Annotated in this window: 10 protein-coding genes and 2 tRNA genes; 11 read left to right on the top strand and 1 reads right to left on the bottom strand. The window is 48.0% G+C overall.

Features of this window, described 5'->3' with window-relative positions; all coding sequences use genetic code 11:
• The first annotated feature begins 2 nt into the window (after positions 1-2).
• From AAGC78_RS21035 to AAGC78_RS21025, 3 genes are all read left to right on the top strand, one after another.
• Positions 3-90 (top strand) — tRNA-Ser (locus tag AAGC78_RS21035).
• A 175-nt stretch (positions 91-265) separates the two neighbouring features.
• Positions 266-342 (top strand) — tRNA-Arg (locus AAGC78_RS21030).
• A 207-nt stretch (positions 343-549) separates the two neighbouring features.
• Positions 550-1,371 (top strand): HDOD domain-containing protein, encoded by an 822-nt coding sequence (locus tag AAGC78_RS21025; RefSeq protein WP_435786076.1) that lies wholly within the window; start codon positions 550-552, stop codon positions 1,369-1,371.
• Between the two features lie 68 nt (positions 1,372-1,439).
• On the opposite strand, the gene AAGC78_RS21020 is transcribed toward AAGC78_RS21025, so the two are convergent.
• Positions 1,440-2,399, bottom strand: coding sequence for a tRNA dihydrouridine synthase (locus tag AAGC78_RS21020; RefSeq protein WP_435786075.1), 960 nt, complete (start codon positions 2,397-2,399; stop codon positions 1,440-1,442).
• 129 nt (positions 2,400-2,528) lie between these two features.
• On the opposite strand from AAGC78_RS21020, the gene AAGC78_RS21015 reads away from it, so the two are divergent.
• From AAGC78_RS21015 to AAGC78_RS20980, 8 genes are all read left to right on the top strand, one after another.
• Positions 2,529-3,899 (top strand): DEAD/DEAH box helicase, encoded by a 1,371-nt coding sequence (locus tag AAGC78_RS21015; protein ID WP_435786074.1) that lies wholly within the window; start codon positions 2,529-2,531, stop codon positions 3,897-3,899.
• Between the two features lie 401 nt (positions 3,900-4,300).
• A complete protein-coding gene (locus tag AAGC78_RS21010; RefSeq protein WP_435786073.1) occupies positions 4,301-5,107 on the top strand; it encodes a PhoH family protein in 807 nt (268 codons plus the stop codon).
• A gap of 127 nt (positions 5,108-5,234) precedes the next feature.
• Entirely contained in the window at positions 5,235-6,047 is an 813-nt protein-coding gene (locus tag AAGC78_RS21005; RefSeq protein WP_435786072.1) for a putative RNA methyltransferase, read from the top strand.
• A 515-nt stretch (positions 6,048-6,562) separates the two neighbouring features.
• The gene (locus AAGC78_RS21000; protein ID WP_435786071.1) at positions 6,563-8,356 is read left to right on the top strand and encodes a TolC family outer membrane protein; all 1,794 of its coding nucleotides are present in this window, start codon (positions 6,563-6,565) and stop codon (positions 8,354-8,356) included.
• A gap of 206 nt (positions 8,357-8,562) precedes the next feature.
• A complete protein-coding gene (locus AAGC78_RS20995; RefSeq protein ID WP_435786070.1) occupies positions 8,563-10,734 on the top strand; it encodes a type I secretion system permease/ATPase in 2,172 nt (723 codons plus the stop codon).
• Positions 10,734-12,152, top strand: a complete 1,419-nt coding sequence (locus tag AAGC78_RS20990; protein ID WP_435786069.1) for an HlyD family type I secretion periplasmic adaptor subunit — start codon at positions 10,734-10,736, stop codon at positions 12,150-12,152. Before AAGC78_RS20995 ends, AAGC78_RS20990 begins: the two co-directional genes overlap by 1 nt.
• Positions 12,149-12,736 carry a LuxR C-terminal-related transcriptional regulator gene (locus tag AAGC78_RS20985; protein WP_435786068.1) on the top strand — a complete coding sequence of 196 codons (588 nt, stop codon included), beginning with the start codon at positions 12,149-12,151 and terminating at the stop codon, positions 12,734-12,736. Before AAGC78_RS20990 ends, AAGC78_RS20985 begins: the two co-directional genes overlap by 4 nt.
• A 327-nt stretch (positions 12,737-13,063) precedes the next feature.
• Positions 13,064-14,748, top strand: a 1,685-nt coding sequence (locus tag AAGC78_RS20980; RefSeq protein WP_435786067.1) for a retention module-containing protein, incomplete at its 3' end; no start/stop codon positions are given.

Below are 14,748 nucleotides of genomic sequence, written 5' to 3'. Positions count from 1 at the left end.
ACGGTGAGATGTCCGAGTGGCCGAAGGAGCACGCCTGGAAAGTGTGTATACCGCAAGGTATCGAGGGTTCGACTCCCTCTCTCACCGCCATTTTTAGCAAGACCCAACTGTACAGTCCGCGCGCAACAGTTTGTTGTTTGTACAGGTTGATCGAAATTTGTATTTCATTGATTTATAAAGCATTAATTTGAAAGTTTCGCACAAAAAAATCAAATAAATGCTTGACTCACTGAACCCCGATCAATAAAATGCGCGCCTCAACAACGCACTCGTAGCTCAGCTGGATAGAGTACTCGGCTACGAACCGAGCGGTCGGAGGTTCGAATCCTCCCGAGTGCGCCATATAAAGAAAGGCCCGTCAGAAATGACGGGCCTTTTTGTTTTCGTCATATTTAATTCTGCTGGCGATCCTATTTCTGTTATTAAATTCCAATTCCTTACTTTACTTATTGCTATCCCCATAACTTTTGCTATACCCAAAGCAGGTGGAAAGTTTTGAGTTAGCTATAGCTGCTGCCTGTACATTAGGTCAGATTAAGTGAGGGTATCGTGGAGCTTAAAAATTTAATTGATAACGCACAAAAGTTGCCAAATATTCCTAAAGTGGTTCAAGAGCTGATAGAGAGTTTTGGCGATGAGAATATTAATAACGAGGCGATTGCTAAAAAAATCAGTGCTGATCAGGTACTGACAGCAAAAGTATTGCGAGCGGCGAATTCGGCGCATTACGGTGGTAACCGTAAAGTGGGTTCGGTGAGTGATGCGGTGTTTGTGCTGGGCTTTAATGCGGTGCGGACATTGGTGTTGGCATCGGGTATGACGGGCGCATTCAAAGCGCCGGAAGGTTTTGATTTGCCGGCCTTCTGGCACAACAGTTTCGCAGTGGCCAGTACCTGTAAGTGGCTGGCGAAGTTTTCTAAAGATGATGCGGAGACGGCCTTTACTTGCGGCATGATCCACAATATCGGTGAGTTACTGATTCATATCCTGCTGCCGGAAGAGTGCAAAGAGATCCAGAAGGTCGTGGATCGCGGTGCGCGTAATTCGGATATCGAAAAGAATGTGCTCGGCTTTAACTTCCCGGAAGCCGGCGCTGAGTTGGCTAACCGTTGGAAGTTTCCCGATGCGATAGTGGCCGGTATTCGCTACCAATTGAATCCGGAATCTGCGCCTGAGTTTTCGCGCTATGCGGCGTTAATCAATATCGCGGATTACATAGTGCATGAGAATGAGCGAGACGGTGGTGCGACTTTGATGGAGCATTTCCCGAATGATTTGGCGACCAAGCTGGGTATTAACCTGGTGAAATTGACTGAACGTATAGATGAAACCAAAGATCTGATTGGCGGTTTTGACGATTTACTGCACTAAACCAAAATGATGAAAGATGGTGAGAGATAAAGCCCGTGTTGATCACGGGCTTTTTTATGGACGATGGTTTAATCGCAGGCCTGTAGTGCCTCGACAAAACAGGCATCAATTTCTTGCGGTGTTGTTTTGCGCTTGATGACTTCAAAAAACACGACTGCTTGTGGATATTCACGGCTCAAATACATCAGCCATTGTTTTACCCGATTGCCGCAATTGCGCTCACAATAAAGCGGCGTGGTTAGCTTGTAGTAGTCGTACAGCATATTGCAGATTTGGCTCCAGGTGAGTGGCGTGTAATCTTCACCTTTTATATGCGCTTTAATCTGACGGGCGAGATCGGGGCAGGCGAGCAGGCCGCGTCCGAGCATCACATCGGCACCGTTCGATTGTTCTTTGCAGCGTAAGTAATCTGCGACTGACCAGATTTCGCCATTGGCGATCACCGGGATTTTGAGTTCGGCGCGGATGTCGGCAATGTAATTCCAATAGGCTGGCGGTTTGTAGCCATCGGCTTTGGAGCGTGCGTGCACAGTGAGTTCATTGGCGCCGGCGGCTTCTACCGCGCGGGCATTATCCATGTAGCTGCTGCGATCTTCATAACCAAGCCGGATTTTGGCAGTGACGGGAATGTCCTGCGGGACTGCATCGCGCACGGCTTTAATAATGGAGTAAACGCGATCCGGTGTGCGCAGCAGGCAGGCGCCGCCCTCGTGAGAATTGACGGTTTTTGCGGGGCAGCCAAAATTCAAATCAATCGCTTTGGCGCCGTAGCGGACCAATTCCAATGCATTGATCGCCATAGGTTCTGGTTTACTGCCGAGCAACTGCACACGCACTGGGGTGCCGTTTGGGGTTTTACAATCGGTTTCCAGTTCTTGGGCGAACTTATAAAAGACTTTGTAGGGTAATTTCTGGTCGGTAACACGGATAAACTCGGTCACGCAGCCATCCAATCCACCAATACGCGATAGTATGTCGCGTACATGATGTTCAACAACGCCCTCCATCGGGGCCAACATAATGCGCATAGACTTGCTCAGGTTCGTTCAAAGGTCGGCATTTTAGCCGGTTTTGGTTGATAATTTGTTCAACCCTGCGTAGATTGCGCGGCCTTTTGCGGGTAAAACCTATCTTTTTATTGATTATCGAGGTTCTTAATGACTCAGCCTGTTTTTCACGACCTGATTAGCGACAGCCAATTGCGTAAAGCAATTGATGCATTGGGTTACGAACAACCCACTCCGGTGCAGCTCAAGGCGATTCCGGCAGCGGTGGCGGGTCAGAACCTTATTGTCAGCTCCAAAACCGGTAGCGGTAAAACAGCGGCATTTTTGTTGCCCGCGCTGCAGGCGATTCTTGCCAAGCCAGCGGTAAACGCTAGCTCCACACGCATTCTTATCTTGACGCCCACCCGCGAGTTGGCTCGTCAAATCGTAAAGAACGCCGAGCAGCTGCTCAAATTCACTGGCTTGAAAGTGGGCATGGTGTGTGGCGGTGAAGAATTAAAATACCAAAAAGCGATGTTGCGGAAGAATCCTGAAATTGTAGTGGGGACGCCGGGTCGTTTGGCTGAGCATGTTGCCCATAAATCGACAGAATTTTCCGGGCTTGAATTTCTGGTATTGGATGAGGCGGATCGTATGCTCGATATGGGCTTGAGCGAAGATGTACTCAAAATCACCAATACCTGCCGCACCGAGCGCCAGACGTTTTTGTTCTCGGCAACCATGGAACAAAAAGGTCTGCGTCATTTGATCAAGCAAGTGATTCTTGGTGAGGCGCAGGAAATTTATATCGATGAAAAGCCAAATGATATTGTCCAGCAAATGCTGTTGGCTGACGACTACAAGCACAAAGAAAAACTGCTGCTCGCGCTGCTGCAAAAATCCACATTCGAGAAGGCAATTATTTTCACGAATACCAAAGTGAAAGCAACGCAATTGGATAACCTGCTGCGCTACAACAAATTCCGTGTAGGTACCTTGCACGGTGATATCACCCAAGACCAACGCAAAATCACCTTGGATCATTTCCGCCAAGGCAGAACCACAATTTTGGTTGCAACAGATGTGGCTGCGCGCGGTTTGGATATCCCCGGCGTTGAGTTGGTAGTGAATATGGATATGGCTTATTCGGGCGATGAATATTTACATCGTATCGGCCGCACTGGACGTGCCGATAACGAGGGTAGGGCAGTGTCTCTGGTGGATAAGAAGGAGTGGAATCTCACCAAAGGAATCGAGCGCTATCTTGGCGCAACATTCGAGACAATTACTATGCCGGGTTTGAAGGGTAAATATCAAGGCCCGGACAAAACCAAATCTTCAGGCAAATCCGTTGGTACTAAAAAGAAAACAACGGCAAAAGAGAAAAAGGCGGATGCGCCCAAAGTAAAAGTGCGTGAGCGGGATAAGAAAAACATCGGCAATCGCCGTGTTCCTACAGCACTTAAGACAGCTGCTTTAGTTGATGGTTTCGCACCGCCGAAAAAGAAGATCACCAAGCAGGTCGACGATAGTGATGAGTAAATAAATCTCATTCATGAGGTGCTTAAATGCATGTCAATTTTATTTCAAACAAGTGATTGACCGCTTTTTAAAATAAGCCTAGTATCAGATCAAAGGTGGTGAAATAACCAGTAACCACCTCCCAGCAATTAAGTAGGTTCCTGACAAACGTCAGCGTCACCTATCTGTCATAAAATTCTGTTTTATTGAAAGTGCTTTACTCGAATTGTTTTATTGTTTTTGAATTGGCGATTTAAGTTAGTAGTTGAAGCTTAGTAATCATCCACTGTTCAATGAGTAATAAAGGGGGTAAACGACACAGACATCATTCCATAGAAAATTGCGTTCTCGGGTAACTTCACAATATTGGGCTTTTGTAAAACTGCCCGTATTATTCTCAGACCTGAAGGGGATTATTCTTTATGGCAAGAAAAACGCATGCCAGACGTAGTGCAAACCATCACTCATATGATGACTCCAGCTATCCAGCGTCGCGACATAAATCGCGAAAGAATCAACGAAGTGATGACAATATTGTCGAAATAAAATCCCGCTCGCAACAAGTCGAAACAGCCTACTCTCCACCTCGCTCAGCCCAACCTCTCCGCGCTAAAAACAAATCCCAGCAGCAATACATCAACGCTATCAATAGCCACATGCTCACCTTTGGTATTGGCCCAGCCGGTACCGGTAAAAGTTATTGTGCGGGTGCATTGGCAGCGGAAGCGCTGGAATCCGGTCGTATTGAGCGCATTATTCTTACGCGTCCGGCGGTGGAGTCGGGTGAAAACCTTGGTTTTTTACCGGGTGATCTCGATGAAAAGTTTTCTGTGTATATCGATGCCTTCCGCGATATTTTAAATGAACGCCTCGGTGCTGGAACGGTTGACTATTGTTTACGCCATGGTCGCATAGTTGCTGCACCGCTCGCGTTTATGCGCGGTAAAACCTTTAATAGCAAAACCTTTGTGATTCTTGATGAAGCACAAAACACCAGTCCGGCACAGATGAAAATGTTCCTCACCCGGATCGGCGAAGATTGTAAGGTCGTCATCAACGGCGATATTAAACAGAGTGATATTCGCGGCCCTAACGGTTTGGAGGATGCAGTCAATTTGTTAGATGGTTTGGCGAATGTATACGTGCATGAGTTTGAACGTGAAGACATTGTGCGCAGCGGTTTGGTGCGCGACATTATTGATCGTTACGAAATCCCTGAAGAAAGTTAATTAACCTCCCGCACCAGCAATCTACTTTATAGATTGCTGGTGTTTGTTATTTTTTGCTGGCTTGCTAAATCAAAGGCGAGTCGGCATCCTGCGCGCTAATTTTTTGCCATCACTGAAAATCTCTGTTATGTCCGTTATGAAAGAATTGCGCTGCCCGCTTTGTCATCACCCATTGCTGCAAAATACCCAAGGTCTCGCGTGCGACAATCGCCATCAATTTGATCGCGCAAAAGAAGGTTATTTTAATTTGCTGCCTGTGCAAAATAAGCACTCGCGCGAACCAGGTGATGCCAAGGAACAATTACAAGCGCGCCGCCAATTTTTGCAGGCAGGATTTTTTGAGCCACTCAAAACACGGCTACAAGAATTGTTACCCCCCGATGCTAAAACTGTACTGGATATTGGCTGCGGTGAAGGTTATTTCACTGCCGGGCTTTCTTCTGCAAGACCAAACGCAAGTGTGTACGGAATCGATATTGCCAAGGCCGGTGTACGCCTCGCGGCTAAAGCTGCAAAGGAAAATGGCAATTTGGTTTACTGTGTTGCATCGAGTGCTGACCTACCCATTGCAGATGAATCGATTGATTTCATCACCCGTATTTACGCCCCCAGCAAAGATGCCGAGTTATGGCGTGTAATAAAGCCCGAGGGCAGGTTGGTTATAGTGGCGCCCGGTGAAAATCATCTATTTTGTCTACGCTCACGTATATATAAGGATGTTCGTCCGCACCTCCCGCCAGAAGTCCCACAAGGGTTTGAAATGGTGGGGCAAGACCGCGTTCAGAGCGAATTAATTGTGAAGCATAAAGAGCTCTGTGCCGCATTGCTAGATATGACCCCCTTTGCATGGCGCCTAACGCCTGAGCTGCGTGAAGCAATTTTAACCAGTGAATTGAGTGATACTTTGGACTTCACGATTGGTATTTATAGCAAAAAGTAAAAAATGGCAGCGTTTTGATCAATTATTTGGTTATTAAGTAATTAAAAAACTGTGATTTTTGTCACATTTACAAATAAGGTTGTGGCATAAGGTATCGCTAAGTTATGATTAAATAGTTGGATTGGATGTTTTTTGTGCCATAATTGGTGTGTTTTTTATAAAAAATCCGTTTTTATATCCAAATTATCAATTGTAAAGTTGCACCAAAAAAAGCACGCGATTCGCTGCTTCGGATGTGGTTGGTTTGGCTTCTGCAACAAGGATTTTCTTGCCCCCCCTGCGTTCATTTAAGAACTCGCATTCTCTATGGATAGCCGCGTTATATAAGTTGTACTGCGTACTACCATACTTTTTTGCGGTCTTTCCTTGCTTAAAGCGGAAGACTCGCAATTGAGCGACTAAGCTAATCGTTAGATTCATATTGGCTAGTATGTAATCAGTGTTGTCGGTTTTTATTGTTTTAAGGTTTCAGTCCTGGTTTTACTGTTTCGTGTAACCCATGTGGAAAAATTCTAATGGCACTCTCTCTCTTTAATCGCGTATCCCTTGTCACTCACTCTCTTGCATTGATGTCAATTGTTGCCTTCTCTGGACAGGTTGCAGCGCAAACAACTGCTCCGGCAAACACGGTAAAAGATGCTGCCTTACAGGCAATTGAGTCCAACCCTGATGTACAGGCGAGCTGGCATGCGTTTAGTGCTGCAGGTCAGGATGTGCGAGTTGCGCGCGCAGGCTATCTACCGACTGTGGATATAGGTGCATCAACTGGAAAAACCAATCGCGATTACGATGGTCGTGCCAGTTATACCAACAATCAAGCGCAGGTGACTCTGAGCCAAATGCTGTTTGATGGTTTCCGCACTTCAGGTGAAGTTTCTCGTTTTGATAGCGCGCGCTTGGTGCGTTATTACGAGCTGTTGAATACCGTTGAAACTACTGCACTTGAAGCTGTGCGCGCTTATGAAGATGTAAAACGCAATCGCGATTTGGTAAATCTTGCGCGCAATAATTACGGTAAGCATCGCGAGGTTTACAGCCAAATTGAAGAGCGCGCGACTTCCGGTGTGGGTCGCCGTGTGGATTTGGAGCAGGTTGCCGGGCGTTTGGCGTTGGCTGAATCGAATTTGTTAACCGAGGCATCCAATCTGCATGATGTGACTGCGCGTTACCTGCGCGTGGTTGGGCATTTGCCGGCAGAAGATTTGGCGGAAATGGATCTGGCGCAGCAAAAACTTCCTGAAAATATTCGCACTGCATTGACGCTGGCTTATCAGGGAAATCCTGGTTTCCATGCTGCGATTAAAAATATCAGCGCTGCACAAGCGGCAGTGAAAGTAGAGCGTGCTGGCTATTATCCGAAAGCAGAAATTCGTGCTCGCCAAGTGACCAGTCGTAGCCAAAATGGTTTTGATAATCGTACTGATCCGGATAACTACGGTGATGAAAGTGCAGTTGAATTGGCGCTGACTTACAACCTCTATAGTGGTGGTGCTAATCGCGCTGCAGTGCGTCGCTCATTGGAGCAAGTAAATCAGGCGAAAGATTTGCGCGATCAGGCGTGTGTTGATTTACGTCAGGATACCCAAATTGCCTACAACGATGCGAGACGCATCCGTGAGCAGCTGACCTCTTTGCAGCAACACCGCATGTCGAGCGATAAAGTGCGTGCTGCTTATTCAGAACAATTTAATATCGGTCAACGTACCTTGCTCGATTTGTTGGATGCTGAAAATGAATATTTCCAGGCAAGCCGCGCATTGATTATTGCAAATGGCGATCTGGAAATTGCACATGCACGTTCATTGGCTTCAATGGGTAGTTTGTTGCCAGCACTGGGGATTATGCGCGATGGCTTGGGTGTGTTGCATGACACCAAAGTAAATGATTCGCTCAATATTTCTGAATCGGCTTGCCCGGATGTTGCACCGGTTGCTTTAGGACGTGACGATCTTATTAGCCAGGTAACTCCGCTTGCTGGCGATGCCTTATTCGATGTGGGCAGCTCGCAATTGAAAGCTGGCGCGACACAAAAGTTGGACAAATTAGTTGCTGATATCAAGGCTACCCCGAAGGTAGTGCAGATTAGTATTGAAGGTCATACTGACAACACCGGTACTGATGCGCTGAATATCCCATTGTCAAAAGCACGCGCACAGCGTGTACGCGATTACTTTGTATTGAATGGTTTGGAAGCGATTCCGATGACGGTTGATGGATTTGGCGCAGCGCGTCCGGTAGCTGATAACAATACCGACGCAGGTAAAGCGGCCAACCGTCGCGTAGATGTCACGGTAACTCGCAGCGAATAAAAGGCCCATTCGTGTTGATTTTTTAAATCAGCCAAAACGCATCAAGCTCCAGCAGTTTGATGCGTTTTTTTATGCCCGGGGTAAAATCCCGGTGAATGAAATTGCGTGTAATGCAATCGGCAACTATATTACAGAAGCTTTTAGTCGCACCGCTGCAATCCTTCGTTGTTAATGTGCCTTACCCGCTTGCTGCTCCCGGAGCCACAATGACCCTTGACGTTCAACCTTCCACGGATGTTCCTATCGCTGCGCTTAACGGCGGGCCGCTACTCGAATGTTTATTGCTCATTGCGCGTGCACACCAAATCACCAGTACCCGCGAAGCTTTGCTGGCCGGTTTGCCGTTGGAATCCCATCAGCTCACTCCTGCTTTATTTGCCCGCGCTGCAAAGCGCGCCGGACTTACCAGCAAGATCGTGCAGCGTGAATTAACACACTTAAATAACGCTTTGTTTCCTGCCGTGCTTTTGCTGGCAGATAATCAGGCGTGCGTCTTGCTTTCGATCAAAGCCGATCATGCCCAACTGCTTTATCCTGAATTGGGTGATGCCGTGGTGAATGTACCTGTCGCTGAACTTTTAAATAGCTACACTGGGCGGGCGATTTATGTGCGTCCGATGGAGCGTTTTGATGCACACACGGCGGAGATTGGTAAAAACGTCAACGCAAAAAATAAGAGTGCGCATTGGTTTTGGAGTGTTATTGCTGATCATAAGTATTTGTATCGCGATGTGTTGCTCACGGCGTTGCTGATCAATTTTTTTGCGTTGGTCTCGCCATTGTTTGTAATGAATGTTTATGACCGTGTTGTACCTAACCATGCAACCGATACTCTTTGGGTGCTTGCGTTCGGAATGCTAATTGCGATTAGCGCCGATTTTGTATTGCGTATGATGCGCGCCTGGTTTGTCGATTTGGCGGCAAGCCGTGTTGACGTGACTCTCTCTGCCAGCATTATGGAGCGCGTGCTGGGAATGAAATTGTCTGAGCGACCAGCATCCGTTGGTTCTTTCACATCTGGTCTGCAATCATTTGAAGCTGTCCGTAGTTTTATTTCATCGGCAACTATTTTGGCGTTGGTGGATTTGCCATTTGTCTTTCTGTTTTTAATTGTTGTGTTATTGATTTCATGGCCATTGGTGTTGCCCATTTTGGTTGGTGTTGCATTGGTGATGATGTATACCGCTGCAGTACAACACAAAATGCATTTGTTGTCGGAAAACTCCATGCAAGCCTCAGGGCAGCGCAACGCAACATTGGTTGAAAGTTTGAGCGCTCTGGAAACTGTAAAAACCCTTGGTGCAGAAGGGCGCATGCAAGCGGTGTGGGAAAAAACGACGCTACTGGTGTCGCGCGTGGGCGTGAAGATGCGTTTGTTATCCGGCTCTGTTGGCACCACTACCATGTGGATTCAGCAAGCGGTGTCGGTGGTGATTATTATTGTTGGTGTGTATCAGGTTATTGATGGCAATTTGAGTCAGGGCGGATTAATTGCTGCCTATATGTTGTCTTCACGCATTATGGCGCCGGTTGGGCAAACTGCAGGTTTGTTAATGCAATACCACAGTGCTGCGACTGCATTAACGGCGCTGGATATGATTATGCAGAAACCGGTTGAGCGCCCGGTCGATGCCAATTGGATCAGTCGCCCGCGTTTGCAAGGTGGAATCGAATTTAAAAAGGTCGCATTCAAATATCCACAAGACGAACGCGAAGTATTGCGCGATGTCAGTTTCAAAATTAATCCCGGCGAGCGTATTGCCATACTTGGCCGTAATGGATCGGGTAAAACCACCATTGAAAAATTAATAGCCGGTTTATATGAACCTGTTGCCGGTACGGTATTATTGGATGGAATAGACATTCGCCAACTCGACCCGGCAGAATTGCGCCGCAACATCGGTTATGTATCGCAAGATGTGAATTTATTTTTTGGTTCGCTGCGCGACAACATTGCGATGGGTGCACCTCATGCAAATGATGAAGCAATTATTGAAGCGGTGCGTTTAAGTGGGCTAACTGATTTTGTAAATCAACACCCTATGGGATTAGCGATGCCGGTTGGAGAGCAGGGGCAATTGTTATCCGGAGGTCAGCGGCAGGCGGTAAGTATCGCACGCGCGCTGTTAAGTGATCCGCCGATTCTATTGATGGATGAGCCTACGGGTGCAATGGATCACACCAGCGAAGAGGAATTCAAGCGCAATTTGGTGCAATTTGCCGAGCACAAAACACTATTGGTGATTACGCATCGCACCTCGCTTTTGGAGTTGGTGAATCGAATTATTGTGATCGACGGCGGAAAAATTGTTGCTGATGGACCTAAAGAGCAAGTGGTGGAAGCGCTGCGCCAAGGTCGTATCGGGAGGGCATCATAATGGAGCCCACGCGCGATAAAATCTGGTTTGAACGAATTGGTCGCTGGCTGGATAAATTAGGCCTGCCTGCAACACGCTATATCGACAAGGCCTATGCGCGCTGGCTTGAGCCTTTGCATGAGCAACCAAAAGATTGGGTAACAGATTCGGATTGGGCAAAGTTGCAACAAGAACCGATACGCGCACGTTTGCTTCTGCGCGTAATGGCGTTGATTATTTTTTTGCTGCTGGTGTGGGCAGCCTTTGCCAAGTTGGATGAAGTCGCGCGTGGTGAAGGCAAGGTTATTCCGTCATCACAGTTGCAAGTAATCCAATCGTTTGATGGCGGTGTCGTTCAGGAAGTGTTGGTGCGCGAAGGGCAGGTGGTTGAGAAAGGGGAATTATTATTGCGTATTGATCCCACGCGTTTTATTTCAACCTTTCGTGAAAACCGTGCAGAGTATTTGTCACTGCAAGCACGTGCATCGCGCTTGCAGGCATTGACCTCGAGTACCCCATTGGGTTTTGCTGATGATTTAATCGCGGATGCGCCAGACATCGTTAATCACGAACGCAATTTATACGAGTCCAATCGCCGCGAGTTGGATGAGCAATTAAGCATTGCGCGCAGTCAATTGGATCAGCGTTCGGAAGAATTAAATGAGGTGCGCGCAAAATTAACCCAGGCAACACGTGCATTGGAGTTGGCAACTCAGGAATTAAAAGTCACTAAACCTTTGTTGGCGAGTGGTGCGATTTCTGAAGTGGAAATTTTGCGCCTTGAAGGCGAGGTGTCTAACGCGCGCGGCGCTCGTGAGCAGTCTCTGTCGCAGGAGTCGCGTTTGATTCTGGCGGTACAAGAATCGGAAGGAAAGCTGCGCGAGACTGAATTGCTTGCCAGCAATAAATGGCGCAATGAATTGTCGGAAGTATTGAGTAAGCTTGCGTCTTTATCTGAAACCAGTACCGGCCTTGCCGATAAAATTAAATACGCTGAAATTCGCTCGCCGGTGCGCGGCACTGTTCAGCGTGTATTTACTAATACGGTGGGTGGTGTAGTGCAGCCGGGGCATGAAGTTGTCGAAATGGTGCCACTCGATGACCAGTTGTTAGTGGAAGCAAAAGTATCGCCAAAAGATATTGCGTTTTTGCATCCGGGGCAGGAAGCGATTGTAAAATTCACTGCCTATGATTTTGTGGTTTATGGTGGATTAAAAGGTAAAGTTGAGCACATCAGCCCCGACACCATTACCGATGAAAAAGAGCGTACGTTTTATATTGTGCGTGTGCGCACCGAGCGCGCCGGGTTTGATCCGACGCTGCCGATTATGCCGGGCATGATGACGCAAGTAGATATTCTCACGGGCAAGAAAACCGTTCTCGCCTATCTGTTAAAGCCGGTGCTGCGCGCCCAACAAAATGCTATGACCGAACGATGATATCGCACCTGTTTTTTTCGCCTGTTGATATAACGTCTCCGCGCTGGCTGCAAGCTTTTCCTACGGCACGTGTTGATGCTGCTGTTGCTGCAGTGGATGAAACTCATTTTGTCTGGTTGCTACTGCGGGATGAATTGAGTTTTCTGCAAATTCAAAGCTTGAGTGCAACTGGTGCAAAAGTAATTGCAATGACGGCGATTGAAAATCCACAGGAAGCGCGCCGCGCATTAGAGGCCGGGGCGAGTGGCTACGTGCATTATCTGGCAGCTGCCGAAGTGTTGGCGCAAGTGGCGCAAGTGGTTGCTACTGGTGGTATGTGGCTGGGTGCCGAACTGATGCGGCAGTTGGTGTTAGCGACGGCGCGTATTCTGCCTGCAACACCTACACCTAAAGCAGATCTATCACTCCTTACCAGTCGCGAGCGCGCGGTCGCGGAGTTGGTTGCGGCCGGTAAAACTAACAAAGAGGTTGCGCGCGATCTGGATATTACCGAGCGAACGGTAAAAGCCCATTTGGGTGCGACTTTCGAAAAGCTGCAAGTGCGCGACCGACTGCAATTAGTATTAGTTTTCTCACAGCAGTGATGCGGCACTAAGAAGTTAACGCCAATAATTCCGCAGCAAAAAAACTCACATCAATACCTGCGTAATACTCCTTTTTAATCACACCTACCCAGTGCTCGCAGTCATCTATCAGCGAGCTATTACGCTGCGCTCGGCCTAATGGTTGGCGCTTAAAACTGGTTTTTCAAAAAAACCACTAATCTATTTCTTATTCTTTTAAGAAACTAAAAAAAATTCTGCTTATTGTCCTTTAGTCCAATGGCACATTTATCCTCCGCCGCTAGACTCTCATCATCGCTCTCACTCTTTGTGAGTTGCATCACATTTCCAAATAACGTGGAGTCATGTATGAGTAATGCCGTTGCCAAGGTTTCATTTCTGCAAGGTCAAGCATGGGCGAAAGCGCCGGATGGTAGTTTGCGTGCCCTGACTGTGGGTAGCACATTGAATGACGATGAAATTTTGGTAACCGCGCAGGGTGCTCGCGTTGAGTTGGATGTTGGTAATGCTGAGCCGTTGGTTGTAAATGGTGGCCAGGAAGTTGGCATGAGCCGCGATTTTGCGAGCGATACTGCAACTACACCTGATGAAGCGCTGTTGAGTGATGCCAGTGTGCAAGAAGCCTTGACCGTATTGGAGCAGGGCGGTGACCTGTTGGAAGAGTTGGAAGAAACTGCTGCTGGTGATAACGGTGGTGGCGGTGCTAATGACGGCCACAGCTTTGTGCAGTTGTCGCGCGTGATCGAGCAAACCGGCTCCCAATCCTATAGTTATGAAACCTCGTCAACCGGTGCAGCTGCGGCACAACAAGAAGACGCTGGCTATATCAATCGTGCGCCTCTGGTAACTGATCAGGCACTCAGCTCAAATGAAGATGAGACTGTGTTTGGCCAAATCATTGCCAACGATATCGAAGGCGACCAGCTGACCTACACTCTGACCACTCCACCAACCAATGGCACCTTGGTGCTTGATCCGGCGACTGGCCAGTTCACTTTTACCCCTAATGCCAATTACAACGGTCCCGACAGCTTCGTGGTTACCGTGACCGATAACCGCGGCAATTCAAGTGTTACCAACATCACCTTGAACATTGCGCCGGTTAACGATGCCCCGACTACCAATGACATCAGCCTTACCACCGATGAAGATACTCCGGTCAACGGGCAAGTAGTTGCGCAGGATATCGAAGGCGATACGCTGTCCTATACCCTGACCGGCCAACCGGCCAATGGCACAGTTACACTCGATCCGGTGACCGGCGCTTTCATCTATACGCCCAATGCTAACTACAACGGCGGCGATAGCTTTGTTGTGACCGTCAGCGATGGCAACGGCGGCACAACGACTAGCACTATTACCATTGGTGTTCTTCCAGTGAATGATGCTCCGGTGAGCAATAACCAGAATTTGGTTACCGATGAAGATGTTGCAATCAACGGCCAAGTGGTTGCATCGGATGTGGACGGCGACACGCTTGGTTACACCGTTTCTAGCCAGCCGACCAATGGCACTGTCACGCTCAATCCAGCTACCGGCGCGTTTGTTTATACCCCGAACGCCAACTACAACGGCAGCGACAGTTTTGTTGTCACCATCAGCGATGGCAATGGCGGCACTACCACCAGCCTTATCACCATTGGCATTAACCCGGTGAATGATGCTCCGGTATCCGGCAACCAAAATCTGACTACACCGGAAGACACTGCATTGACTGGGCAAGTAGTCGCCAGTGATGTGGACGGTGATGTACTGGCTTATGCCGTTACCGGTCAACCAACCAATGGTTCAGTGACCGTCAATCCAGCTACCGGTGCGTTTGTTTACACCCCGAATGCAAATTACAACGGCAGCGATAGCTTTGTTGTCACCATCAGCGATGGCAACGGCGGCACTACCACCAGCTTGATTAATATCGGTATAACACCGGTTAACGATGCCCCTGTTGCCAGTAACCTGAATTTGACCACACCGGAAAATACACCTGTCAGTGGACGGGTAAGTGCATCGGATATAGATGGCGACACCTTGTC

The organism is Cellvibrio sp., assembly GCF_039207905.1.
In the GTDB taxonomy this organism is placed as follows: Bacteria; Pseudomonadota; Gammaproteobacteria; order Pseudomonadales; family Cellvibrionaceae; genus Cellvibrio.
The sequence above is the reverse complement of the archived record's forward strand: the minus strand, read 5'-3'. Positions and strand labels throughout refer to the sequence as shown.

Bases quoted from the DNA above. Each gene is read 5' to 3' on its own strand.
- AAGC78_RS21000 (WP_435786071.1), top strand. From the start codon at position 6,563: ATGGCACTCTCTCTCTTTAATCGCGTATCCCTTGTCACTCACTCTCTT.
- AAGC78_RS21005 (WP_435786072.1), top strand. From the start codon at position 5,235: ATGTCCGTTATGAAAGAATTGCGCTGCCCGCTTTGTCATCACCCATTG.
- AAGC78_RS21020 (WP_435786075.1), bottom strand. From the start codon at position 2,399: ATGCGCATTATGTTGGCCCCGATGGAGGGCGTTGTTGAACATCATGTA.
- AAGC78_RS20985 (WP_435786068.1), top strand. From the start codon at position 12,149: ATGATATCGCACCTGTTTTTTTCGCCTGTTGATATAACGTCTCCGCGC.
- AAGC78_RS21010 (WP_435786073.1), top strand. From the start codon at position 4,301: ATGGCAAGAAAAACGCATGCCAGACGTAGTGCAAACCATCACTCATAT.
- AAGC78_RS20995 (WP_435786070.1), top strand. From the start codon at position 8,563: ATGACCCTTGACGTTCAACCTTCCACGGATGTTCCTATCGCTGCGCTT.
- AAGC78_RS20990 (WP_435786069.1), top strand. From the start codon at position 10,734: ATGGAGCCCACGCGCGATAAAATCTGGTTTGAACGAATTGGTCGCTGG.
- AAGC78_RS21015 (WP_435786074.1), top strand. From the start codon at position 2,529: ATGACTCAGCCTGTTTTTCACGACCTGATTAGCGACAGCCAATTGCGT.